Source organism: Psychrobacter cibarius, assembly GCF_016107535.1.
GTDB classification, from domain to species: Bacteria; Pseudomonadota; Gammaproteobacteria; order Pseudomonadales; family Moraxellaceae; genus Psychrobacter; species Psychrobacter cibarius.
On record NZ_JABASQ010000018.1, the window covers coordinates 32860 to 56991 of the forward strand.

Annotated in this window: 15 protein-coding genes; 2 read left to right on the top strand and 13 right to left on the bottom strand. The window is 41.5% G+C overall.

Annotation, left to right across the window (positions count from 1 at the left end; genetic code table 11):
• Nucleotides 1-26: 26 nt before the first annotated feature.
• The 11 genes from JFC08_RS10340 to sdhC all read right to left on the bottom strand — a co-directional run bounded on the left by JFC08_RS10340 (nucleotide 27) and on the right by sdhC (nucleotide 18167).
• Nucleotides 27-3083, bottom strand: coding sequence for a CDP-glycerol glycerophosphotransferase family protein (locus tag JFC08_RS10340; RefSeq protein ID WP_198330626.1), 3057 nt, complete (start codon nucleotides 3081-3083; stop codon nucleotides 27-29).
• A gap of 178 nt (nucleotides 3084-3261) precedes the next feature.
• On the bottom strand, nucleotides 3262-4137 hold the full coding sequence (sucD, locus tag JFC08_RS10345; protein WP_045455414.1) for a succinate--CoA ligase subunit alpha: 876 nt from the start codon (nucleotides 4135-4137) through the stop codon (nucleotides 3262-3264).
• A 152-nt stretch (nucleotides 4138-4289) separates the two neighbouring features.
• Nucleotides 4290-5456, bottom strand: coding sequence for an ADP-forming succinate--CoA ligase subunit beta (gene sucC / locus JFC08_RS10350; RefSeq protein WP_055123662.1), 1167 nt, complete (start codon nucleotides 5454-5456; stop codon nucleotides 4290-4292).
• Nucleotides 5457-5612: 156 nt separating this feature from the next.
• A complete protein-coding gene (lpdA, locus tag JFC08_RS10355; RefSeq protein ID WP_193216970.1) occupies nucleotides 5613-7067 on the bottom strand; it encodes a dihydrolipoyl dehydrogenase in 1455 nt (484 codons plus the stop codon).
• Between the two features lie 220 nt (nucleotides 7068-7287).
• On the bottom strand, nucleotides 7288-8529 hold the full coding sequence (gene odhB, locus JFC08_RS10360) for a 2-oxoglutarate dehydrogenase complex dihydrolipoyllysine-residue succinyltransferase (protein ID WP_198330627.1): 1242 nt from the start codon (nucleotides 8527-8529) through the stop codon (nucleotides 7288-7290).
• Nucleotides 8530-8682: 153 nt separating this feature from the next.
• Nucleotides 8683-11568, bottom strand: a complete 2886-nt coding sequence (locus tag JFC08_RS10365) for a 2-oxoglutarate dehydrogenase E1 component (protein ID WP_198330628.1) — start codon at nucleotides 11566-11568, stop codon at nucleotides 8683-8685.
• 742 nt (nucleotides 11569-12310) lie between these two features.
• A complete protein-coding gene (locus JFC08_RS10370; RefSeq protein WP_198330629.1) occupies nucleotides 12311-13615 on the bottom strand; it encodes an RNA-guided endonuclease InsQ/TnpB family protein in 1305 nt (434 codons plus the stop codon).
• Nucleotides 13616-14122: 507 nt separating this feature from the next.
• Nucleotides 14123-14833, bottom strand: a complete 711-nt coding sequence (locus tag JFC08_RS10375; RefSeq protein ID WP_055123743.1) for a succinate dehydrogenase iron-sulfur subunit — start codon at nucleotides 14831-14833, stop codon at nucleotides 14123-14125.
• A gap of 211 nt (nucleotides 14834-15044) precedes the next feature.
• Nucleotides 15045-16895 carry a succinate dehydrogenase flavoprotein subunit gene (gene sdhA / locus JFC08_RS10380; protein ID WP_198330630.1) on the bottom strand — a complete coding sequence of 617 codons (1851 nt, stop codon included), beginning with the start codon at nucleotides 16893-16895 and terminating at the stop codon, nucleotides 15045-15047.
• 478 nt (nucleotides 16896-17373) lie between these two features.
• On the bottom strand, nucleotides 17374-17760 hold the full coding sequence (gene sdhD, locus JFC08_RS10385; RefSeq protein ID WP_227500963.1) for a succinate dehydrogenase, hydrophobic membrane anchor protein: 387 nt from the start codon (nucleotides 17758-17760) through the stop codon (nucleotides 17374-17376).
• Between the two features lie 20 nt (nucleotides 17761-17780).
• Nucleotides 17781-18167: a succinate dehydrogenase, cytochrome b556 subunit gene (sdhC, locus tag JFC08_RS10390; protein ID WP_083475612.1), complete on the bottom strand. Its 387-nt coding sequence runs from the start codon at nucleotides 18165-18167 to the stop codon at nucleotides 17781-17783.
• 1029 nt (nucleotides 18168-19196) lie between these two features.
• Between sdhC and gltA the strand changes: the two genes are divergently transcribed.
• Nucleotides 19197-20477 carry a citrate synthase gene (gltA, locus tag JFC08_RS10395; RefSeq protein ID WP_055123667.1) on the top strand — a complete coding sequence of 427 codons (1281 nt, stop codon included), beginning with the start codon at nucleotides 19197-19199 and terminating at the stop codon, nucleotides 20475-20477.
• 172 nt (nucleotides 20478-20649) lie between these two features.
• On the opposite strand, the gene JFC08_RS10400 is transcribed toward gltA, so the two are convergent.
• Nucleotides 20650-21600, bottom strand: a complete 951-nt coding sequence (locus JFC08_RS10400) for a hypothetical protein (protein WP_109590625.1) — start codon at nucleotides 21598-21600, stop codon at nucleotides 20650-20652.
• Between the two features lie 72 nt (nucleotides 21601-21672).
• On the bottom strand, nucleotides 21673-22179 hold the full coding sequence (locus tag JFC08_RS10405; RefSeq protein ID WP_045443744.1) for a hypothetical protein: 507 nt from the start codon (nucleotides 22177-22179) through the stop codon (nucleotides 21673-21675).
• 466 nt (nucleotides 22180-22645) lie between these two features.
• On the opposite strand from JFC08_RS10405, the gene JFC08_RS10410 reads away from it, so the two are divergent.
• Nucleotides 22646-23935, top strand: a complete 1290-nt coding sequence (locus JFC08_RS10410; RefSeq protein ID WP_198330631.1) for a replication-associated recombination protein A — start codon at nucleotides 22646-22648, stop codon at nucleotides 23933-23935.
• Nucleotides 23936-24132: the final 197 nt, after the last annotated feature.

A 24132-nucleotide genomic window follows, 5' to 3' on the forward strand; every position in this document is an offset into this window, starting at 1 on the left:
CTCTTTTTTTGAGTTTGATTGTCTAATTATACATGAGCTAACTGTGTATAGAACTGCCAGTCTTCGATAGTACAAGTTTCATTGTAATTTTCAAGTAATAGCTTCTGTGAGTCTCGAGCTAACATAAAGTCATTATTTAAGATAGCCAATCTGACGCGTAGACGCAATAGCTCATCTGAGGCTTCTGTATCATCAATCTGTTTAAGTGCGTCTAAGGCTTCTTGCAGACGTTTTTCATGCCATAAGATATTTGCTAATCTAACAGGTTCGTCCTGATAGCCCGTTTGAAGCACGGATTCTTTTATTCGTGTAATTTCTTCCACTTGCGTTGGCGTAATAGCAGAATGCTGAAGAGCATTCTCAATACGTTCCAGTGCAAGATCCCAAGATTCGTGAGTTATAGCTTTCTGTGCATACTCCATAATGATATCGACAGGCACTTGTGAAGTGTCAGGACGATCTAAGTCAATAATAGCTTCGTAGACTCGTTTACAGTTATTAGTATCACGATAGGCAAAGGTCTCTCGCATTCTTGTAAGGTAAGGTTCTGACGGTTCACCATTATTCTTCAAAACTTTTTCTAGCTCTGTTATCAGAGCTCCTTCTTCTGTAACAATAGGGCCAAAACCATCATTCTCATAATCAAAATAGCCCTTCTGAGTAGTATGTGTGCCAGAGAAAAATTCTTGCTGATCAAATTGATAATAAATGACTGTCTTACCCAGTAATCCCATCTCAAACGCTACTGATGAATAATCAGTAATCATAATCCTGGCTTTTTGGAATAGCTTTTGAATACTCGTAGTAGCTGTGCTAGCTCGCCAAGTATCAATATAGCTAGGCACATTAAAATCGTTAATATAAGGCTCAACATTAGCATGCGGAGCAAATATGATTTTATAATCACGTTCTTTAGCTAATTTTGCCAAAGCTTCATTATGCAGCAAACGATACCAGTGCTGAGCATAATCACTATCCATAAAGTATTCATTTACTACTCTTGTATGACCACTCCCGATAACTTTTCCCATTGTTGAGGCACGCCATGTAGGCATAATCAAAATAACTTTACTATCTTGCTGATTGTTAATTAAAAGCTGATCATGTCTAGGTAAACCTGTTAGTACTACTTCCTTGTAACCAACTTGGTAAGGACTATTATCCGCAGCAATTGCATGAAATTCCGCTAAAGTAGATGTAACGAAGCAAAGCATATTACGCTTATAATCTAACCATTTAGAAATATCAGTATGTATAACGCCATGCTGTAAAAATATGAACTTCTTACTATGTTCATATTCATCCCCAAAATAATTAGATATGTAGCTATCGAAATAGCTGCTAATAATTTTAGAAGCTTTACACAAATGAAACTCAAAATCATTTGAGCCAAAATCTATTAAATTAAAACCTTCAGCTTTCAAGCGATTCCAGTCGGCAGAGTCCTTACTTAGTGCGAAATAACACTTTTGCTCAGGATAGTTTTGCATAATATATCGGTATAAGTGTTCTGCATTATCATCAGCTTGAGTATCTCTATCCATTAATATCCAGCTGTCATCACTTTTATATTTATCAGAGGGTGTATAAGCTTTCACAACTTCCTGAATTTTTAAACCATGACTATTTTGCTTGCCAAATAAGGATATTCGCGCAGGTTTATTATCCATATAAACATCTAGATTATCCTCCATTGATTCAAACTCAATCCAGTCACGTTGCTCATAGACGAAAAGCTGATTAGCAAAAGTATGCTTAACAACCTTTGAATGCTTGGGTAGCTGGTCGGTATCATTCAGTCTATAAGACCTTAATGTATCTAAATAATTAAAGCTAACTATTAATATTTGTTTTTTCTCTTTATCTACATTTTCAATATATGTTATCTGAAAGTCTGGTTTAGTATTTTTAAAGGCTCCTAGCATACCAACTTTATATAAAAACCAAACCCCTATCAAATTAAAATCTACTATATAATCTATATCAATATAATTAAATATACTCTTAACTAATTGAAAATAATTTTGTTTCTGACTCTCTTCTAGGAAATTTATTTTTCCCGACTGGTTTAAAATTGTTTTTATATGCCAAGACAACTCATAGAGAATTGTCCATTGTATATTCTTTGGAACATAACCATATTTTGATTTATATCCTTCAAGCATAGGAATATAACCAAAAGCTAAGATATTATAAAATTTTTCCTTTTTCTGCCATGACGTATCGATGGTTGAGTTTCCGTCGCTTCTTTTGCGATAATAGAATACAGCATCTTTTAAATAAGCAACATTACCGGAATTTAAACTTAGTAAATAGTCAGCAATAAACTTCCCATCTTCAAAATTTGGTTTGATATCTTCACTGAAATATATTTTTTCTTTCACTATATGTTCTGTTTTAAAAAATGTTACTGTAACAAAAAGGTTGATGTTATCATCCATATTTAATACAGAAACTATATTTTTTTCATTTTTAAATCTATATTTTAATGAGTGAGTATTTTTAACGGTTTTATTTTCATCAAAATAAAACATTAAATTCCCAACAGCCATTTCTATAGAGTTGTCTTTAGTAATTGCATCATCAATAATTTTAAAATAATCATTCTTCACAAAATCATCTGAATCAATGAACGTTACCCATTCAGTTTTTACAGAATTAAGACCTAAATTGCGTGCAGAAGCAATACCACCATTTTCTTTATATAGATAGGTAATATTTTTAGGATACTGTTTCTGCCATTTTTTAATAATCTCAGCAGAGTTATCAGTAGAGCCATCATCTACTAATATAAGCTGAATATGTCTCTTGAAACTTAAGCTTTGGTTTACTAAGCTATCAAAATAATCATCTAGATATTTCCCAACATTATATACTGCCGATACAACAGTGAAATTATTACTACCTTTATATTTTATAGGCGTCTTACTTATCAATTGTGCACTACGCTTACTATATGAACTCCGTAGAAAATCCTTAGGATCTCTTTTTAATTTATCCAACCTGCGATTTAAGACTCGCTTTCGTTCTTCATCGATAGGTAAGCTTTCGACAATAGACTCTCTAATACTTTGATCTTTCATAACTATTTATCTCTTAATGAACAATATCTAATGAAATCAGGTAAATAAAAAATTTCGGACACTTAGTGATTGCAGAATTGACTTGCAGTTATTTATACAAAAAAACACCCCATTGTAGGGGTGTCTTCGCTTTTTTTCAATGTAGTTTCAGTAGTTTGGCTATAGACTTATGTCTATACTACCAACCAGTAACTTCTTTTAGCTTCTCGCCAAGCTTAGATGGGTCACGTGTATACGCGATACCAGCATCTTCAAACGCTTTAAATTTCTCTTCAGCAGTACCTTGACCACCAGAGATAATCGCGCCTGCATGACCCATACGCTTGCCTTCTGGAGCGGTAACACCAGCGATATAACCAACCACTGGCTTAGTCACATGGTCTTTGATATAAGCAGCGGCTTCTTCTTCAGCAGTACCACCGATCTCACCGATTAGAATGATCGCTTCAGTTTGTGGATCTTCTTGGAACAGTTTCAATGCGTCAATTTGGTTCATACCAGGGATAGGGTCACCACCGATACCGATACAAGTTGATTGACCAAAACCAAGCTTAGTGGTCTGAGCAACGGCTTCATAAGTCAATGTACCAGAGCGTGAGATGATACCCACTTTACCTGGCAAATGGATATGACCTGGCATGATGCCGATTTTGCACTGACCTGGCGTGATAACACCTGGGCAGTTAGGACCAACCATGCGTACGCCTTCAGCTTCTTCGATATAACGTTTTGCTTTTAGCATGTCTAAAGTAGGCACGCCTTCAGTAATAACGATAATCAATTTAACACCAGCATCTACCGCTTCAACGATAGAATCTAGTACAAATGGTGCTGGTACATAGATAACAGAAGCGTCAGCTTGGGTGGCTTCCATAGCTTCTGCCATCGTGTTAAATACTGGTAGGCCTAAATGCGTTTGACCGCCTTTACCTGGCGTTACGCCGCCGACGACTTTAGTACCGTACTCAATCGCTTGTTCAGAGTGAAACGTACCATTTTTACCAGTGAAACCTTGTACCAATACTTTGGTATCTTTATCGATTAATACACTCATTATTTATTCCTTGTATTCGGTTGTCTTGCAATAGCCACTTGATGATGTGTTATGCATTAAATGTTAATGATAAATTTATATCAACAAGCTGCTATTACGCGTTGACTACTATGCTTAAGCACGTATATTTAGAGGACTATGCCTCAAATATATTAAGCTTTAACAGCATCGACAATTTTTTGAGCCGCATCTGATAAGCCTTGGGCAGAAATCAATTTCAGACCAGACTCTTCTAGGATTTGCGCGCCTTTTTCAGCGTTGTTACCCTCTAGACGGACAACAACAGGTACTTTCACGTCAACTTCTTTGATAGCAGCAATAATCGCTTCTGCAATCATGTCACAACGTACGATACCACCGAAGATGTTGATTAAAACACCTTCAACGCTGCTGTCTTCAAGAATAATCTTGAATGCTTCAACAACGCGATCTTTAGTTGCGCCGCCGCCAACGTCCAAGAAGTTAGCAGGCTTGCCGCCATACAATTTGATGATGTCCATCGTTGCCATAGCAAGACCAGCACCGTTAACCATACAACCGATATTGCCTTCTAGAGCAACATAGTTTAGGTCAAACTCAGCCGCTTTAAGCTCACGCTCATTTTCTTGTGACTTGTCTTGTAGTGCTGCGATTTTAGGCAAACGATACAGTGCGTTTGAATCGATACCAATTTTGCCATCAACACAAACGATTTCGCCATTTTCACGAACGGCTAATGGGTTGATTTCTAACAATGCAAAATCGTTATCGATAAATGCTTGATACGCGCCTGTCATCAATTTAACGAATTGATTGATTTGCTTGCCTTCTAAACCTAGTTTGAATGCCACATCACGTGCTTGGAAAGGCATCAAACCAACTAAAGGATCAACGTTTACTTTAAAGATTTTTTCTGGTGTCTCATTTGCGACTTCTTCGATATCAACGCCGCCTTCAGTTGATGCCATGAACGTTACGCGACGCGTAGAACGATCAACGACTGCACCAAGATATAGCTCAGTTTGTACTGGATACATATCTTCTGCAACCAATACGAAGTTAACTGGTTGGCCATCAGCGTCAGTTTGGAAAGTAACCAAATTGGTACCGATTAGCTCTTCAGCAACTTGCTTGGCTTCTTCACGAGTTTTAACCAGCTTTACGCCACCCGCTTTACCGCGACCACCAGCATGTACTTGCGCTTTAATAACCGCAATGTCTGTTGGCGTTTTATCAAAAGCAGCAGCAGCTTCGTCGCCGTTATAGGCAATAATGCCTTCTTGAATCGGCAAACCATAGCTTTTTAATAGCTCTTTTGCTTGATACTCATGTAAATTCATTGATTGTATCCTTTATTTTTTACAATTAATAAAAAGTGAAAACAAGTGCGCGTATATACATATTAGACAGGCATATGGCGCACTCATGACCGTGGTGGCAGTCATAACAACCCCACCGCGATCAGGTTATAAGTTGGTACTGATCAAAATAACGACTTATTTCTTACGCTTTTTACGCTGAATCGCGTGAATAGCACGGCCATCTGCAGACAGAGCGGCTTCATGCACTGCTTCTGAAATAGTTGGATGCGCGAATGTCATCAGCTGTAAATCTTCGATACTAGAGACAAACTCCATCGCGATCATACCTTGATGGACGATGTCACCAGCACCAGCAGAGATAGCATGCATACCTAACAGGCGATCTGTTTTAGCATCAGCAACAACTTTCACAGAGCCTTCCGCTTCACTTTGAGCAAGTGCACGGCCGTTAGCTGCTAAGTTGAATGAGCCAGTTTTGACTTCATAGCCAGCTGCTTCAGCTTCCTGCTCAGTCAAACCAACCCATGCGATTTCTGGATGGGTATAGATGACGTTAATAATCGTGTCATAATTAACTTGGGCTTTTTCGCCATGAATGCGCTCAACGGCCATCATGCCTTCTTCCATTGCTTTATGCGCAAGCATTGGACCACGAACCAAATCACCGATGGCATAAACACCATCAAGATTGGTTTTACATTGATCATTCACGTCGATAAGACCACGTTCAGTCAACGTGATACCACTGTCATTACCAAGCAGTTTCTCAGAGTATGCACGGCGACCAACACAAACGATCAGTTTGTCGAAGCTTTCTTCAGATGACTCGCCTTTGGTTTCGCTCGTGACAACAACTTGATCACCTTTGACTTCAGCATTGGTTACTTTGGTATCAACGCGGATATCAAGACCTTGCTTCTTCAGCATTTTGCCCGCTTCTTTTGCGATATCTTTGTCAGCAGCTGCTAAGAAACTTGGCAACGCTTCATAAACAACCACTTCAGCGCCTAGACGACGCCATACTGAACCAAGCTCAAGACCGATAACACCAGCACCAATCACGCCTAAACGTTTAGGTACAGCAGTGAAATCAAGGGCGCCAGTAGAGTCAACGATGCGATCGCCATCAGTTTTAGCAACTGGGATATCGATCGGCACAGAACCTGCCGCAAGAATCACGTTTTTAGCAGTGATGGTCGTTTCTGCTTCATCTGCAAGGGCGGTAAACTTAACTTTTTTATCAGCGCCTTTGCCGTCTTCTAACGTGCCCCAGCCTTGTAGCCAGTCAACGCCATTGCCTTTCAATAGTGCCGCAACGCCGCCCGTCAATTGCTTAACAATGCCTTCTTTACGAGCAATCATTTGCTCAATATCAATAGCAACGTCACCAGTGCTGATACCATGTTCAGCAAGGTCATGCTTCGTCGCTTCGTAACGATGCGAGCTATCAAGTAGTGCTTTTGATGGGATGCAACCAACGTTCAAGCAAGTACCGCCAAGTGCTGGCTCACCTTTATAAACACGCTTTTCGATACAAGCAACGCTCATACCTAACTGACCTGCACGGATAGCGGCTTCATAACCACCAGGACCGCCGCCGATGACGACTAAATCATAATTGTCTTTCATAGTACGTTCCTATTTCTAATTATCGTTCTAATTGTAAATATCGTTTAAACTGAGGATTGTCTCGTTAATAAATAAGCCATATTTGGTTCAAATTTTTTCACTTTACGGTAAATACACCATAAAGTAGAAACATTCTTATTTATTAATAAACAACGAGCACCACTGTTTAGACTAAAGTTAAAAAGCTTGTATCAGCAGTTGCCAATACAAGCTTAAAAGCTTACAGGTCTAGGAGCAACATGGCTGGATCTTCAACCAATTCTTTGATAGTGACTAAGAACTGTACCGCTTCTTTACCATCAATCATACGATGGTCATAAGATAATGCAAGATACATCATCGGTAGAATTTCAACTTTACCATCAACAGCCATTGGGCGGTCGTTGATCGCATGCATACCTAGGATAGCTGTTTGTGGTGGGTTCAAAATCGGTGTTGACATCAATGAGCCAAATACACCGCCATTTGAGATAGTGAAAGTACCACCAGTCATGTCATCTAGACCAAGTTTACCTTTTTGAGCCAAGCCACCAAGCTCACGGATACGGCTTTCAACATCAGCCATGCTCATGCGATCGGTATCACGTAGTACTGGAACAACCAAACCACGATCAGATGATACAGCAACACCGATATCGTAGAAACCATGATAAACAATGTCATCACCGTCTAGTGAAGCGTTTACTGCTGGGAAGCGTTTAAGTGCTTCGGTTGCCGCTTTCACGAACAATGACATAAAGCCTAAACGTACGCCATGACGTTTTTCGAACTGTTCTTTATATTTAGCGCGCATGTCCATTAATGGCTTCATGTTCACTTCGTTAAACGTCGTTAGCATCGCCGTTTCTTGTGAAGCTGCTAGCAGACGATTGGCGACTGTCTTACGTAGACGTGTCATTGGAACACGTTTCTCAGTACGCTCACCCATTGATTCAGCTACTGGACGGCCGCTATCAGATTTGATGCTGCTGTCTGCTTTCAATGTTGGGTTAGCCATATCGGTTTTGGTCACACGACCGCCGCGACCACTACCTTCCACTTCTTTAGGATCTACGCCAGACTCTTTCGCTGCTTTACGCACTGCTGGGCTTTGATCTTTATGGTCCGCTTCGTCTTTTTTATCTGTTGCTTGGACAGGCTCGCCACCATCTGCTGCTTGCTTGGCTTGTACTGGCGCTGCTGGTTGATCTGGATCTACCGCAGGAGCATTATCTGCACTGGCGCTTGCACCAGCTTCGAATTGACCAATGATCTCGTCAGACAACACGGTATCATCAACCTGCTTAACGATTTTGGTCACAACGCCGTTATCAGGCGCTACAACTTCTAATACAACTTTATCAGTTTCGATCTCAGCCAATAGGTCATCACGATTGACTTGCTGACCTTCAGTGACATGCCACTCAACGATAGTACCGTCGGCAACTGATTCTGGAAAAACGGGGGCTTTGATATCAGCCATCGATATACTCCTTAGATTGGGATATTCATATTTGTTATTAAGTCGTGATAGGCAGTCAGTGCCATCTTGCATAGCGATCTTAGATAATACTATCTAGATTTTATTACAACATACTGACTGTTATCGCCTGATTCATTTATCTTCAATAATCTGTTACTTAGCCAACTCATCGACACTGATACCAAGACCACCAGCGATCAACGCTTGCTGCTGCTGAGCATGCAGTTTCGGTGACCCTGTGGCAGGTGCTGCACTCGCAGGACGCGCCACTGGCTCCATGACTTTCGCCTTGGTTGGGTGTGGTACGACGATACGGAACATATGCGGTGCTAAATAATACCAAGCGCCTTGGTTCAGCGGCTCTTCTTGCGTCCAAACGATCTCAGCCAAGTTGCTGTATTTTTCAATCTCAGCCATCAAACGCTGCTCTGGTAATGGGTAGAGCTGCTCAATACGAACAATAGCGACATGATCTAGACCTAAGGCGCGGCGCTGCTCAAGCAAATCGTAATAAACTTTACCACCACAAAGCACCATACGAGTGACTTGGTCTGCATTTTGGTTGTCCATCTCTGGCAGTACCGTTTCAAACTTACCATTCGCCAGCTCTTCAAGATTTGAAGTGGCTAGCTTATGACGTAGTAAGCTCTTCGGCGACATGACAATCAATGGCTTACGAATTGGGCGAACTGCTTGACGACGTAGCGCATGATAGATCTGTGCAGGTGTCGTTGGCGTTATTACTTGCATATTGTCTTCAGCGCATAGCTGTAAGAAACGCTCAAGACGAGCAGATGAATGCTCAGGACCTTGACCTTCAAAACCGTGTGGTAATAACATAGTTAGACCACAAACGCGCTGCCACTTGGTCTCACCACTTGAAATAAACTGGTCAATCACCACCTGCGCGCCGTTGACGAAGTCACCAAACTGCGCTTCCCAAACGATCAAGGCATTTGGTACTGTCGTTGCATAACCATATTCAAATGCTAATACCGCTTCTTCTGATAACAATGAGTTATAAGTGGCAAAGCGGGCTTGAGTGTCACTCATATGAGCCAATGGCACATACATACTGCCATCATTGATATTATAGATTTCGCTATGACGATGTGAGAAAGTACCGCGACCCACATCTTCACCAGTGATACGTACCAATACTTTATCGTTATCGACTAGTGATGCGTATGCCAACGTTTCAGCTGCACCCCAGTTTAATGGCTCTTCGCCTGTCTGCATGGCCAAGCGCTGCTCAACTACTTTTTGGACTTGGCGTTGTAACTTATAGCCTTCTGGCATTTCCGCCATACGACGTCCATACCCTTTTAGAATCTCAATGTCGACACTGGTATCCCAATCATCCACCAAATCGTGACCTAAATAAGGTTTCCAATCGACGAACAACTCTTCGTTAGGCTCATTGACCAATGAGTTTGCAACATAGTCACCACGGTCTAGAGACTCACGATAGTCATCTTCATACTGCTTTTCTTCTTCAGCATTCAAGATACCGTCTTCGATGAGTTTTTGTGCATAAATCGTACGAGTCGTTGGTAGTTTCTTGATAACTGCATACATGAGTGGCTGAGTCGCTGACGGCTCATCGGCTTCATTATGACCATTACGGCGATAGCAGAACAGATCGATAATGATGTCTTTATCAAACTCGTGACGGTAATCTAATGCTAACTGCGCGGCAAATACGACCGACTCAGGATCATCACCGTTCACATGTAGGATAGGTGCATGTACCATTTTTGCAACGTCAGTACAGTACTCAGTCGAACGCACGTCTTCTTGACGGCTGGTCGTGAAACCGACTTGGTTATTGATCACAATATGTACAGTACCACCAGTGCTATAAGCACGGGTTTGTGACATTTGGAACGTTTCTTGAACCACACCTTGACCAGCAAACGCCGCATCACCATGAATGACGATTGGCAATACTGAGTTACCATCGGTATGCTCCATTAAAGGCTCATCATTACGGCGAACTTGACGTGCGCGTACAGAACCTTGCAATACTGGCGCGACAATCTCAAGATGTGACGGGTTAAATGCCAAAGCCAAATGCGCTTCACCGCCTGGCGTCATCACATTCGATGAAAAACCATTATGGTACTTAACGTCACCTGAGCCTTTTTCTGGCTGTACTTTGCCATCAAACTCGTCAAACAAATCCGCAGGGTTTTTGCCTAAGATATTGACCAATAGGTTTAGGCGTCCACGGTGAGCCATACCAATGACCATCTCTTTAGTGCCATAACCGCCTGCACGTTGGATGATTTCATTGATAGCAGGGATAAAGCTTTCGCCGCCCTCTAGTCCGAAACGCTTCACACCCGTATATTTACGTGCCAAGTATTTTTCTAACCCTTCAGCTGCTGTTAAGCGCTCAAGTATAGATAAACGTTTTTCTTTATCGAACTTGATGTAACCTAGGTTGGTTTCTAGATACTTTTCCATCCAGCGTTTTTCGGTACTGGTGGTAACGTGCATGTATTCAGTACCAATGTAGCGGCAGTAAACACGTTCCATAATTTCGATGATTTCACGCAATGGCGCTTCATCTTTACCGATATTTAAATCGTTAGTAGGAAATACCGTATCAAGATCAGCTTCTGAAAGGTTATGATAAGCAAGCGTCAAATCTTCCACTTCAGCACGTGGATGTAAATTTAACGGATCGAGCTTGGCGCGGCGGTGACCACGGCGGCGATAAGCTGAAATTAGCTGCTGCACAGCCATTTGCTTAGGATTAGCACAATCAGTTAAATTGCCTGTATTTGTATCAGGCGCTGAAGTGCTAGGTTTGTTAGCAGTTTGGTTGCGGGCAAGCAACAAAAACTGTTCCTTAATAGCGTTGTGCTGTGCATCGTTCGGCGATTTGTATTGTTCAAAATACGTTTGCCAATCGGTATCGACGCTATCAGGGTCATTTAGGTATTGCTCATAAAGAGCTTCTATATAGCTGGCGTTGTCAGCAGCCAGTTCTGTATGTCCTAGGCTTGCTGCTTCTTTAGTTATACTATTCATAATAATCGTCTATTTGATAGATAAATGAATGGAATCGTGCTTATTATTGTGTAATCTGTTGTATGTTAGATATATACATACTTAATGCTATAAAAACTCAATCGTCTTCTATTCAGTACTGCTTTATAAACTACAGTTATCACTATAAAAGAGTAATACGTGTGCCTGTCATTTTGCTTATACAGACAATCATCCTACATAGTGATAATAAATCTCATTGCAATACCTATTATTAAAAATAGAATTATTTGTGAACGTGCAGTTTTCTTATCTTACTCGTTTCACAACATTAATTTATATATACTGAAATCAATGATAACCAACTCATTAAAGATAAACATTTAATGAATCGTTCAGCTAGCCTATCATTTGGCTACTCTCACTGACTTATATTGTTATTTCCAAGCTATCATTGCTTTTGAAGCGAACATACACTGCTGTATAGAGTAGCACGACAGCGTTTTACGCCATAGTTTGTTTGTTCAATAATAACTATTTAGGTAATGAATATCTACTATCATTTCAGGTACATCATTCCAGTTTACTACGAATTTATTAGTAAGACAGAATAGTGGCAACTGATAGCTGCTCTTCAAAACAACTAATTATTAAAATAATACGCTATTCTAACATTTTACGTGGTGAATATCTCTGGCTGAATACTTTTTTCTAACACCAATTATTTGACATACTCCCGCCACTTTCGACAAGCTCAAGTGTGGGATTCTAAAAGCAAAAGCTCTTAGGTGACTTTCTCACGAAGGTCACAAGCTTTCTGTTTCATCGGGCGACCTTTACCGCGTCCTCCCTCCACAGACAAAACGGCATGTCCTACCGTAAGAATATTACGAGCTGCATTAACATCAGCATTCGCAATATAACCACATTCAACGCACTCAAATTTTGCTTGGGTGCGTCTATTTTCTTTGGCAACATGCTTGCACTCAAAACAGGTTTGGCTAGTAAATCTTGGGTTTACTTGGATCAATAATCCACCTTGCCACTGCTGTTTATACTCAAGCATAGTCAACGCCATACCCCAACCCTGATCAAGAATTGATTTATTCAATCCTGATTTGGCTCTGACATTGCGACCTTTGTTTTCAAGCGTACCACTTGCTGATTTCGACATATTAGCTACTTTCAAATCCTCACAGACAATCATGGCGTGGTTTTTGCTGATGTCAGTGGTGATCTTATGCAAGTAGTCATGGCGAATATTGGCGATATGATGGTGAAGCTTTTGGATTTTACGGTTTTGCTTTTTCCAATTATTACTAAATAAGACCTTGCGGCTTAATTGGCGCTGTAGCCTTGCTATCTTGACTTGATTAGCTTTGAAGCTATTTTTGGGCTGAATAATATCAGCGTTTGAGGTAGTGATAAATTTAGTAATCCCTAAATCAATACCAATGGCGGTTTTGGACGGATGGGTCGGTGTTTCAACCTCACGCTCCGTACCGAAAGACACGTACCATTGGCCGGATTTCTTACTGATGGTGATATTCTTTATGACACCTATGATCTCTTGAGATTTTTTAAACTTCACCAAGCCAATACCATTCGGTAATTTGACGCGATTGCCATTAACGCGGCAATATTTATCAAACTGAACCAAGCGGATTGAATCTCGACCATCTGATTTACGTTTAAAACGCGGCATGAGTGGGCGTAGTTGGATTTCAGTGCCGTCGGCAAGCTTGAGGCATTTAGTTTTTCTAGGTTTTCTGTTATTTTCTTTCAGCCTTGCATGAACTTTAGGGTCAAAAAAGCGCGACCAAGCAGAAGCGAGATCACGAACTTTCTGTTGTAAAGATACCGCATTGGAGCTTGTTTTTAAGAATGCAAAATCAGGATTGGCTTTAATATCCATGATTTTATTAACCAAATTCGTTGCATTAATAAACTCATTCTTAGCAAACATCTCAAACGATATGGCCAGCATTTGATTCCAAACAAAGCGCGCAGAACCAACAAGGTTATTTAAGATAACCTCTTGCTCTGCGTTAGGCTCAAGCCTAAACTTATACGCTTTACTGATTTTCATAACACCAATTCATTTTCGTCTGACATGTTATCAATACTAAAGATTAACACGATTTATTTCAGTAACTAATCTGTATAAGAATATAAGGCGGTGTTCTAAAAAGTATGGTGACGAAAAAATTTAATACGAAGTCTATGCTAATTTCTCTGATTCCATAGAGCTTTCAAGGCTTCAAAAATTGTTCAAATTTTAGTCAACATATTTTTTGACACACCACCGAATATAATAAATACTAAGTGACATTCCCCTCCGCCCTAATGCCGGGTGGAGTCCTATTTCGCTTTTTTGATAGATTGCTGACGTATATATCATGCCTTCTTACATACAACCAACGTATTGATAGCCCAGCCTTACCTTTAACCATGTCGAATAATCGTCTCTATAAGCCCTATCTGGCACTGAAAGACAATCAAAGAATCTCAGATTATTGTTCATAAAAAACACCACCTAATGATTAGGTGGTGTTTTTCGTACGCTATCTGCAAAAAAACAGACAATTATAAACGATTAACCTGCTTGGTCAATGAGCATATTACGTAAATGACCGATTGCTTTGGTTGGGTTCAAGCCTTTTGGACAAACTGATACACAGTTCATGATACCGCGGCAACGGAATAGACTAAATGGATCATCTAAGCGCGCCAAACGTGCTTGCGTATCACCATCACGGCTATCAGCCACGAAGCGATAAGCGTGCAGTAGTGCTGATGGACCTAAGAATTTATCAGGGTTCCACCAGAACGATGGGCAGCTGGTTGAACAGCATGCACATAGAATACATTCGTACAGACCGTTTAGCTTTTCGCGTTGCTCAGGTGACTGCAAACGCTCTGTCGGCGGTGCTGGCTGATCATTTATCAAGTACGGATGTACTTTCTCATATTGCTCATAGAATTGGTTCATATCAACAACCAAATCGCGAACAACAGGTAGACCTGGTAATGGACGAACCGTGACTTTTTCTGGCAGAGTGTTCATGTTAATGAGACACGCTAGACCATTCTTGCCATTGATGTTCATGCCATCAGAGCCACAAATACCTTCACGGCAAGAGCGACGGAAGGTCAGTGTTTCGTCTTCCTTTTTCAGGCGTAATAACACGTCAAGCAACATACGATCTGAGTCTAGCAACTCAATCGTATACGTTTGCATGCGCGGCGCTGCGTCCAGATCAGGATCGTAGCGATAGATTTCGATGGTGCGAGTACCTCGGCTCATAATGCTAAACTCCACACGTAGGTGATGGCGGGCATACAAAGGTTGCAGCATATCAGCGCTATTGATTAGCCCATATTGACAGTAATTATCAAATATCAACTAATCATATTGTCACGCTGGCATGAGCATGTAGCTGGCGGTCACCTTTTAATAAATGAATAAAAAATAAAACGTTTACGCTGTTCGTATCGCTAAATTGCGCAGTCTAAAATTAATAGACGCGAACTTTCGGTTCGATATAATCAACCGTTAGTGGTACTTTACGAACTGGCTTATAAATGATGCGATTGCCTTCAGAATACCATAAGGTATGCTTCATCCACTCGTGGTCATTACGGCCATTTGGTGCGTAATCATCATCTTCTGGACGGTCATAGTCAGACACACTATGAGCACCACGGCTTTCGTGACGCATTGCCGCTGATACCATCGTCGCTTTGGCCACTTCATACAAGTTAGCCACTTCGAATGCTTCAATGCGCGCTGTGTTAAATACTTGTGATTTATCAGCCAGATGGATTTTTTCAATCTTGTCACCAAGCGCTAAAATCTTCTCAACGCCTTCGTCCATCATCGCTTGCGTACGGAACACACTCGCATGCGCTTGCATGGTTGCACGAATCTCGTCAGCCACGTCTTGGGCATTGTAGCCTTCAGTCGACTGTTGCAGCTTGTCTAAACGACCCACCGTATAATCTAGCACGCGTGGATCTAGAGGCTTATAGTTATGATCGGCATGATGGAATTCATCAACGATATGCTTACCAGCAGCACGACCAAATACCAATAGATCAAGCAAAGAGTTAGTACCTAAACGGTTGGCACCATGAACACTGACACAAGCACATTCACCGATAGCATAAAGACCTTTAACCACGTTGCCTTTTGCATATAGACCGTCTTCATCCGTACCTGCTTCTAGATCAGGCTTAATGACTTGACCATGGATGGTGGTTGGAATACCGCCCATCATATAGTGAATGGTTGGAATAACGGGAATTGGCTCTTTGGTGATATCGACGTTAGCGAAGTTTTTACCAATCTCAAATACCGATGGCAAACGCTTCATGATAGTTTCTACACCCAAATGGGTCATATCCATTACGATATGGTCAGAGTTTGGACCACAGCCGCGACCTTCTTTGATCTCTTGATCCATAGAACGAGAAACCAAATCACGTGGTGCCAAATCTTTCACGGTTGGCGCGTAACGCTCCATGAACGCTTCGCCATCTTTGTTACGTAAGATTGCGCCTTCACCGCGGCACCCTTCAGTTAACAATACGCCTGCACCATGAACGCCCGTTGGGTGGAACTGCCAAAACTCCATGTCTTGTAATGGAATACCAGCACGAACTGCCATGCCAATACCGTCACCAGTATTGATATAAGCGTTAGTAGAAGCAGCAAAGATACGACCTGCACCACCTGTCGCTAGGACAGTAATCGGTGATTGGAATACGGCAACCGTACCTGTCTCTTGCTCAAGCGCGATAACACCGTTGATATTACCCGCTTCGTCTTTAATCAAATCAAGCGCAATCCACTCGATAAAGAACTCAGTGCCTTGCTGCAAATTCTTCTGATATAACGTATGTAATAGCGCGTGACCCGTACGGTCAGCTGCAGCACACGCACGTTGTACGGCTTTTTCGCCATAGTTTGAGGTATGACCACCGAACGGACGCTGATAAATCGTGCCGTCTTCGTTACGGTCAAACGGCATGCCCATGTGCTCAAGCTCATAGACGACTTTAGGCGCTTCACGGCACATGTATTCAATCGCGTCTTGGTCACCCAACCAATCTGACCCTTTAACGGTGTCATAAAAGTGAAAATGCCAGTTATCGTTGCTCATGTTGCCCAAACTTGCGCCGATACCGCCCTGAGCCGCAACCGTGTGCGAACGGGTTGGGAATACTTTGGTCAAAACGGCAACTTTCATGCCCGCTTCTGCCAAATGTAGTGAAGCACGCATACCTGAGCCACCGCCACCAACGATGACTGCATCGTAGTTTAGCGTCTTAATATTACTAATGGTATTATCTTGTCTAGTTGCCATTACGGTTTTCCTAATGCCTATTAATGCTTAGAAGTAAATAAAAAGGCTGTCTCAAAATCATCCTATTGCTGGACAAAACACTTTATTGTCTTGCCACTATTTGCAATTATAAAAGTAGATGACGCTCACAACCTTTAACCACCTAATTTGCATATCTATCGTTATATTGGGTTCGTTCACTGACTAAACCATAGCGCACCTATTATATAAGTGACTGGCTAAGTCAATGATGTCCAACGCTATGATGGGCTATGACTATTTTTGGCTACTAACGGATGACTTTGACGTTTGCTAGTCACGTCCGTTATTTTTACAGATAAATCAAGTTACAGATAAATCAAGTTACAGATAAATAAATATTATCAATACATAGTCTGTTCAATATAATATGGATACAAGGAGGGCGAGTCACCAGAACTACAAATAGTTGACTAAGCGAGCCTGACACCGTATCCAGATTATAGGGGATTGGCTATCGTTAAACAGCAACCACACCGAAACCAGTACCCCAAAAAATCATAATGCCCCAAAATAGAAACACTAAAATAGCGATAATCATCAATGACTGTAGCACTAAGCGTAGACCTGCTGCGCTTGAGCCCAATTTGCCCGTGGTAATATAGTCGGTGAACACGGTCCACATACCAACCCAAGCATGACCAGCTAGGGCAAGCACCGCCACCAAGCTAAATAGACGCATCGGTAAACTGGTCATGAATGATGACCATTCAAGATAAGTAACATCGCCGTGCGTCAAAAAGAAGCCCAGCAATACCACACTATAAACGGCTAAAACGACAGCGCTAATACGCTGGATAATCCAATCGCGTGAGCCTGAACCAGTCAGACCAGTCGCACTTTTGATTCCTGAATCATTTTTTATCATTAGAACATCACCCATACAAATGACGCGACAATTAGAATCGCTGCAATCACAAAACTAACCATAGACGCAGTGCGGCCAGATTTTAGCTCTTCGTTCATGCCCATATCAGCGAATAAGTGCTTAATACCCATCACAAAGTGATAAGCAATCGCGGCAACAAATATCCATGCTAAGAAGCGCACAAGTACATTGTCAAATACGGTTTCAAAGCTCTCAGCCGAAGCCAATGAGTTCTGTAGTAACCACAGCATGACAGGAATCAATAAAAATAAAATAATGCCAGAGATACGATGCAAGATAGAGGCGATCGCAATCGGTGAGCGATTAACGCTAATCACTTGGCTTAAAGGCAGATCAATAGGTCGGTTGCTTTTCACAGCGGGCATCCTTTTTGCGGTTATACTCCTGTATCTGCTATCAACGCTTGATATCACTGATGTCGATTAAGCATTGAGCAACACACGAGACGAATAAAGTAAGGAAGAGCTAGCTGACTTCGTTTAGTTTGCGCTAAATATGAAGAAAGGATCGTGGGGTACAAGGTATTGATAAACTGTTTAATATCGCTCGTCAAATCGACAGGTCTATAAAACAACCCGTCTATTATACAACAAAGAAAATAAACATGAGTAAGATCGATTAACTAGTCTATTTTTACTGGTCATATCAATAAAGACAGCGCTACTCCGTCATCGATATCAATACAGCCCTTTTACTAATGACTTAAAAATAGAACAGTTAACAAAAGCATTCAAACCCTGGATTACAGATATTGTCTATCAAAACGCTAGTGCGTCGTTGCTCTTGTGCTACTCAGCTATAAACGAGTATGAATAGAAAAACGACACTACATCATGACCACTTATCAATTTGCACAAAGCGAGTGCCAGTTAAGTTCCTACAATTATAAAATGACTGGGCGATAATTACAAATTTATCCCCTAAGTAGTAAAAGGCAAACGCTGGGTTAACAAATAAATAGACAGTGGTCATACGTATTTGCCAAAATTGCTCAATTTTGAGGGAATTTGCGCCAAACTCAATTCGTCTACTACGCATACTCTGTCTGTTTTTAACCCGAATATTAATCAAACCTGCTACATTATTATCGTAAAATTCTTTAAAAATTATGCAGATAATGTAGCTGTACTTACTGTCATAAAAACAAGCTTTCTAAGCAAAATAACCAATCAGACATATTTTGATACAAAAATTACAGTGAATAAACACGACTAAACCGTGCCAATTGGTGCTATTGATGGTAAAAGTCTTTTCAAATCATAAGTAATTACTGCTAATATACCCTGCGTATTAAATGAGTTAAATGCATTTTTATGATTTGACTAACGATAGACCGAGGGTGTGCGTCTGTCGTAATTTTATTCTAACAAGCTAAAACCAATGGAGAGCAATTTATGGCTGACACTAATGCCAAACTAACCGTCAATGGTAAAGAATACGAGTTTCCTATTATCGAAGGTACTTTAGGGCGTCCAGTTCTAGATATTGCTGCTCTACAAGAATCAGGATTTTGGTCTTATGACCCTGGTTTTAAAGTAACCGCTCCTGTTGAATCAAAGATTACTTATATTGATGGCGGTAAAGGTGAGCTACTACACCGCGGCTACCCTATCGATCAATTGGCAAACAATGCTGAATATTTAGAAGTGGCTTATGCCTTGATTCATGGCGACTTGCCGAACGCTGAGCAAAAAGCAGATTTCTTTGAAAAAATCCGTAAGCATACGGGTGTTCATGATCAGTTGCGCAAGTTCTTTGAAGGCTTCCGCCGTGACGCACATCCAATGGCCATTATGGTTGGTGTCGTTGGTGCTTTATCCGCGTTTTATCATGAAGCATTAGACGTCAGTAACGAAGAGCATCGTGAAATCACGGCTATCCGTCTAATCGCTAAAATGCCAACGCTTGCTGCGATGAGTTATAAATACTCGCAAGGCGAACCGTTCATGTACCCACGCAATGACTTTAGCTATGCTGAAAACTTCTTATACATGATGTTTGCCACGCCTGCTGATGTTGATTACCAAACCAATGACGTCATCACTCGCGCCATGGACAAAATCTTTACTTTGCATGCTGACCACGAGCAAAACGCGTCAACGTCTACGGTACGTCTAGCTGGTTCTACTGGCGCAAACCCTTATGCGTGTATCGCTGCTGGTATCGCCGCCCTTTGGGGACCATCACATGGCGGCGCGAACGAAGCCGTGCTTGAGATGTTAGATGAGATCGGTTCAGTTGAAAATGTGCCTGAATTCATGGAAAAAGTGAAAAGCCGTGAAGTGAAACTGATGGGCTTTGGTCATCGCGTTTATAAAAACTTTGATCCACGCGCACAAGTGATGAAAGAAACTTGTGACGAAGTATTAGGCGCATTGGGCATCAATGATCCTAAGCTTGAGCTTGCCATGGCACTTGAGAAAATCGCTTTAGAAGACCCGTTCTTCGTTGAGCGTAACTTGTATCCAAACGTTGATTTTTACTCGGGCATTATCCTAAAAGCCATCGGTATCCCGACGTCAATGTTTACCGTAATCTTCTCATTGGCTCGTACTTCTGGTTGGATCAGCCATTGGTTAGAGATGCACAGCACACCGTTCAAAATTGGTCGTCCACGTCAGTTATACACTGGTGAAACGCATCGCGACTTCGTTAAAGTTGAAGACCGTAAATAGTCACTTATATTTTAGTTTTTAGAACCATAAAAAATCCCGCCATCGTGCGGGATTTTTTATGGTTCTTTTTTTATGGTTCTTACTGTCTCATTTGATACGGTTAGCCACATTACATTTTATAAAAACCCTATCGGTTACTGAATGAATAACTGGTTGAGTGACAGAATTGCGGCTACTGGAATTCTGTTAGTGTTTGCTCATATTTGGCAATTTGCTCATCATAACCTTTAATGGTGTCATTAAACTTAGTCATAAGCGTCTCAAATTCTTTTTGTTGATTCAGTTTCATCTGCTGCATATCAAGCACTTGCTGAGCTTCTATCTGCTCCCAAACCTGATGCTGAATAATCAAACGCGCTAATGCTGGGCTCTTGGCACTGAGTCTACCAGCAATTTCTGCATGCTCAAATAATTGCGGTACTAACGTCGCGATATTAATTAACGTATCAACATCTTCTGCGCTAAGAGGCGTCGTCACAGGCTGATAAAGCGCTTCCATCGCTTTCTGGTAGCTTTCGATGATTTGATCTTCTGTTAGCATGACGGGCTTACGCGGCTCAAGGCTAATGCGCTTTAACACCGTTAAATCACGCTCGCCAACTTCCGTACTGGTATTGATATCAGCCTCAGCGGGGATATCCACTTCATCATCTGTGGTGTTAGCAGATAGTGAGCTGCTATCAGTTGTATCGCTGTTATTCTTCATCACGTTATTAGTATTAGTATCGCTAGCAGCAGTATCATCATTTATCAGCAATGAATCCTCACTATCTGAGCTATCAGCGGCTTGTAAGGATTCATACTCTGCTTGTAAACGACGCTGTAGCCTTTGTGCTTGCGCGACATAGATAGGCTGAAACTGCTTTATACGGGTAGCAGCAGAATCACTTGGGCGCATAGGCTGACTGTCTTCAGTGCTCGTTTTTTCAACGCTCTGACTGTCTTCTGGCGCAGGTTGAGTCTCTGCTTGCTGCTGACAACCACTTAACAGCAATACGCCGCTGAGTGTTGCCGCAAGCAAGGTTGACGAGTGCTGTAAAAGGTTGTTGTTTTGATTGATAGAATCATCAACCACATCTTTATTCATTTTATAATTGGGCTTTTTTGACAAAAATTTAAACATAAGGGTACGTGTCCTTGTTAAGGCAAAATAATAAAAACCAAAGTCGTCATGGCAATCCATTGCCAATGGATATCACTTCATATTGTCGTCAGACTTCACAATTAAAAATGGAATACAAGTTTCTAATGCTTGACAGTCTTGTCCACGCTGACGACGAATAAAATAATCCTGAACCATACGCGCCTGCTGTTCGATACCGTAGTTAAAGAAGGATTTGCCTGTCTTGAGCACATAATCATAACGGCGATCAATAAGTGCACCGCGCACCACTTTTAAGCCTTGCTGTAATTGCCATACATGGGTTAATTCATGTATCAGCCAGCTTTTTTTACTCAATGAAGCATCGCTAAAATCTATTATCCAATCTGCTGGGTTAAAATAAATATTGCCATTAGGACTAACGGCATAATGTTTCAACACCCACCAAGCAGTCTTGAGCTGAACCTCATCGAGATTGATACTGTCGCCAAATACTGAACGCGCCAGCGCTATCTCACCTGTAGTAAGCAAACGTGATTGCTGCTTGGCACTGCGATATAAATAGCGAGCGAACAAGCGCTGCAATATCGGCGGAGACATCATGACGGTAATACCTTATGCCTAATGAATGGATGATCACAAATGATAGGTCGTAAATCGCGCGTGATATCTGCGATCTATCAATGCTGTTGAACCGTTAATAGGGATAAAAGCATAAAAATCAAAGTATTTGGGACATAAGCTGTACACTTGATTGACTTTTATTAACGTAAATCTGCGTTAGCCTATCGTGTATGCCACATACCAAGACACATACCAAGACACATACCAAGACACATACCAAGACACATACTAAATAGCATCTTTATAAATTAGCCTACTTTTACTACTCATGTCTAATATTCATTAGTGCGAAAATCATGCCAAACAGACAGATATGGTCTTTTTCCATAGCAATGATGAATGTAATCTAGGATGTAGTCATTTAGATGCAGCAATAAAAACCCATTAATCACTGTCGTTATGAACTAATTGATAGCTGTTTAAATTGATAATAGAGATTTCTATGCCGCCTAATTTTCATGCCGATACACCCCTTGCCCAGCGTATGCGCCCAACGACACTTGATGCAATCATTGGTCAAGAACATCTACTAGCGGCAGGTGCGCCCTTGCTGCGTTTGGTCGAACAAGGGCATCTGCCATCGATTATTTTGCATGGTGAAGCTGGCATCGGCAAAACGACTATTGCCATGCTGTTGGCTGATGCTGTTGGCAGGCCTTTTCATGCCTTGTCTGCCTTGAATACTGGGGTCAAACAGCTGCGAGAAGTGTTAGACAATAAGGACTCATTGGCATTTGAATCACCTGTGGTTTTTATCGATGAGATACACCGCTTTAACAAGGCTCAGCAGGATGCCTTACTGGGCGCGGTCGAATCTGGTGATATTACCTTGATTGGTGCGACAACTGAAAACCCTTCTTTTAGTGTCAATAATGCCCTGCTATCACGTTGCCAAGTATATCGTTTAGAGCCACTGACGCCTGAGCAAATCAGTGCGGTATTGCAAAGAGCAATTTCAGAAGATTCAGTGCTGAAGAATTTGACGGTTGATTTACAAGCACAGGACACTATCAGTCAACTGGCGCATGGCGATGCGAGGAAGGCGCTGAATTTATTAGAGCTTGCTATTCAAACGGCGGACACTAAGCAATCACCGCTCGTCATTAACGATGAATTGGTCGCTCGTGTCGCTCAGACCGCGCTGGTACGCTATGACAAAGATGGCGATCAGCATTATGATATTATCTCGGCGATGATAAAGTCCGTACGTGGCTCAGACCCTGATGCTGCGCTTTATTGGATGGCGCGGATGTTAGTTGGCGGTGAGCCTGCTGATTTTATCGCGCGGCGTTTGGTCATCTTGGCCAGTGAAGATATTGGTAATGCCAACCCTAATGCTTTACTCCTTGCCGATGCAGCATTACGTAGTGTGCAATCAATTGGTATGCCAGAAGCGCGTATTATCTTGGGGCAAGTAGTGGTTTATCTGGCGACCAGTGCCAAAAGTAACAGCACTTATAAAGCCATCAATGCTGCGATGGCGTTGGCAGAAAAAGATGCCTCTCCTGTGCCGCTACACCTACGTAATGGCGTAACCAAACTGATGCGCAATCAAGGCTATGGTCAAGGTTACGCCTATCCACACGATTATCCCAATCACTATTATCCGCAAAGCTATTTGCCAGACAATTTAGTTGGTAGCAGCTTTTATGAATTTGCCGACAACCAACGCGAGCAACACAGCAAACAGTTTATGGATTGGCTAAAAAGCCAAGCAGCCAGTAATGACTGATGGCTCACATGGTCGATTAGCCCTTTGCTTAATACACCATTGAATACATGAATCGTCGTGACCATTAGTAATACTTATCACTATATTTGACAGACTGGTCCATATAGTTTTGAGATGAAGCAGCACAGTGGGCTGAAAAGCGTTAAAATGTCCTCATATTGATATATGAGCAATGATTAGATAATGTCTACGGTGGA

What these genes read in the sequence shown, in the direction of transcription:
- JFC08_RS10340 (WP_198330626.1), bottom strand. Translation starts at nt 3,083, where the DNA reads ATGAAAGATCAAAGTATTAGAGAGTCTATTGTCGAAAGCTTACCTATC.
- sucD (WP_045455414.1), bottom strand. Translation starts at nt 4,137, where the DNA reads ATGAGTGTATTAATCGATAAAGATACCAAAGTATTGGTACAAGGTTTC.
- sucC (WP_055123662.1), bottom strand. Translation starts at nt 5,456, where the DNA reads ATGAATTTACATGAGTATCAAGCAAAAGAGCTATTAAAAAGCTATGGT.
- lpdA (WP_193216970.1), bottom strand. Translation starts at nt 7,067, where the DNA reads ATGAAAGACAATTATGATTTAGTCGTCATCGGCGGCGGTCCTGGTGGT.
- odhB (WP_198330627.1), bottom strand. Translation starts at nt 8,529, where the DNA reads ATGGCTGATATCAAAGCCCCCGTTTTTCCAGAATCAGTTGCCGACGGT.
- JFC08_RS10365 (WP_198330628.1), bottom strand. Translation starts at nt 11,568, where the DNA reads ATGAATAGTATAACTAAAGAAGCAGCAAGCCTAGGACATACAGAACTG.
- JFC08_RS10370 (WP_198330629.1), bottom strand. Translation starts at nt 13,615, where the DNA reads ATGAAAATCAGTAAAGCGTATAAGTTTAGGCTTGAGCCTAACGCAGAG.
- JFC08_RS10375 (WP_055123743.1), bottom strand. Translation starts at nt 14,833, where the DNA reads ATGAGCCGAGGTACTCGCACCATCGAAATCTATCGCTACGATCCTGAT.
- sdhA (WP_198330630.1), bottom strand. Translation starts at nt 16,895, where the DNA reads ATGGCAACTAGACAAGATAATACCATTAGTAATATTAAGACGCTAAAC.
- sdhC (WP_083475612.1), bottom strand. Translation starts at nt 18,167, where the DNA reads ATGCCCGCTGTGAAAAGCAACCGACCTATTGATCTGCCTTTAAGCCAA.
- gltA (WP_055123667.1), top strand. Translation starts at nt 19,197, where the DNA reads ATGGCTGACACTAATGCCAAACTAACCGTCAATGGTAAAGAATACGAG.
- JFC08_RS10400 (WP_109590625.1), bottom strand. Translation starts at nt 21,600, where the DNA reads ATGTTTAAATTTTTGTCAAAAAAGCCCAATTATAAAATGAATAAAGAT.
- JFC08_RS10405 (WP_045443744.1), bottom strand. Translation starts at nt 22,179, where the DNA reads ATGTCTCCGCCGATATTGCAGCGCTTGTTCGCTCGCTATTTATATCGC.
- JFC08_RS10410 (WP_198330631.1), top strand. Translation starts at nt 22,646, where the DNA reads ATGCCGCCTAATTTTCATGCCGATACACCCCTTGCCCAGCGTATGCGC.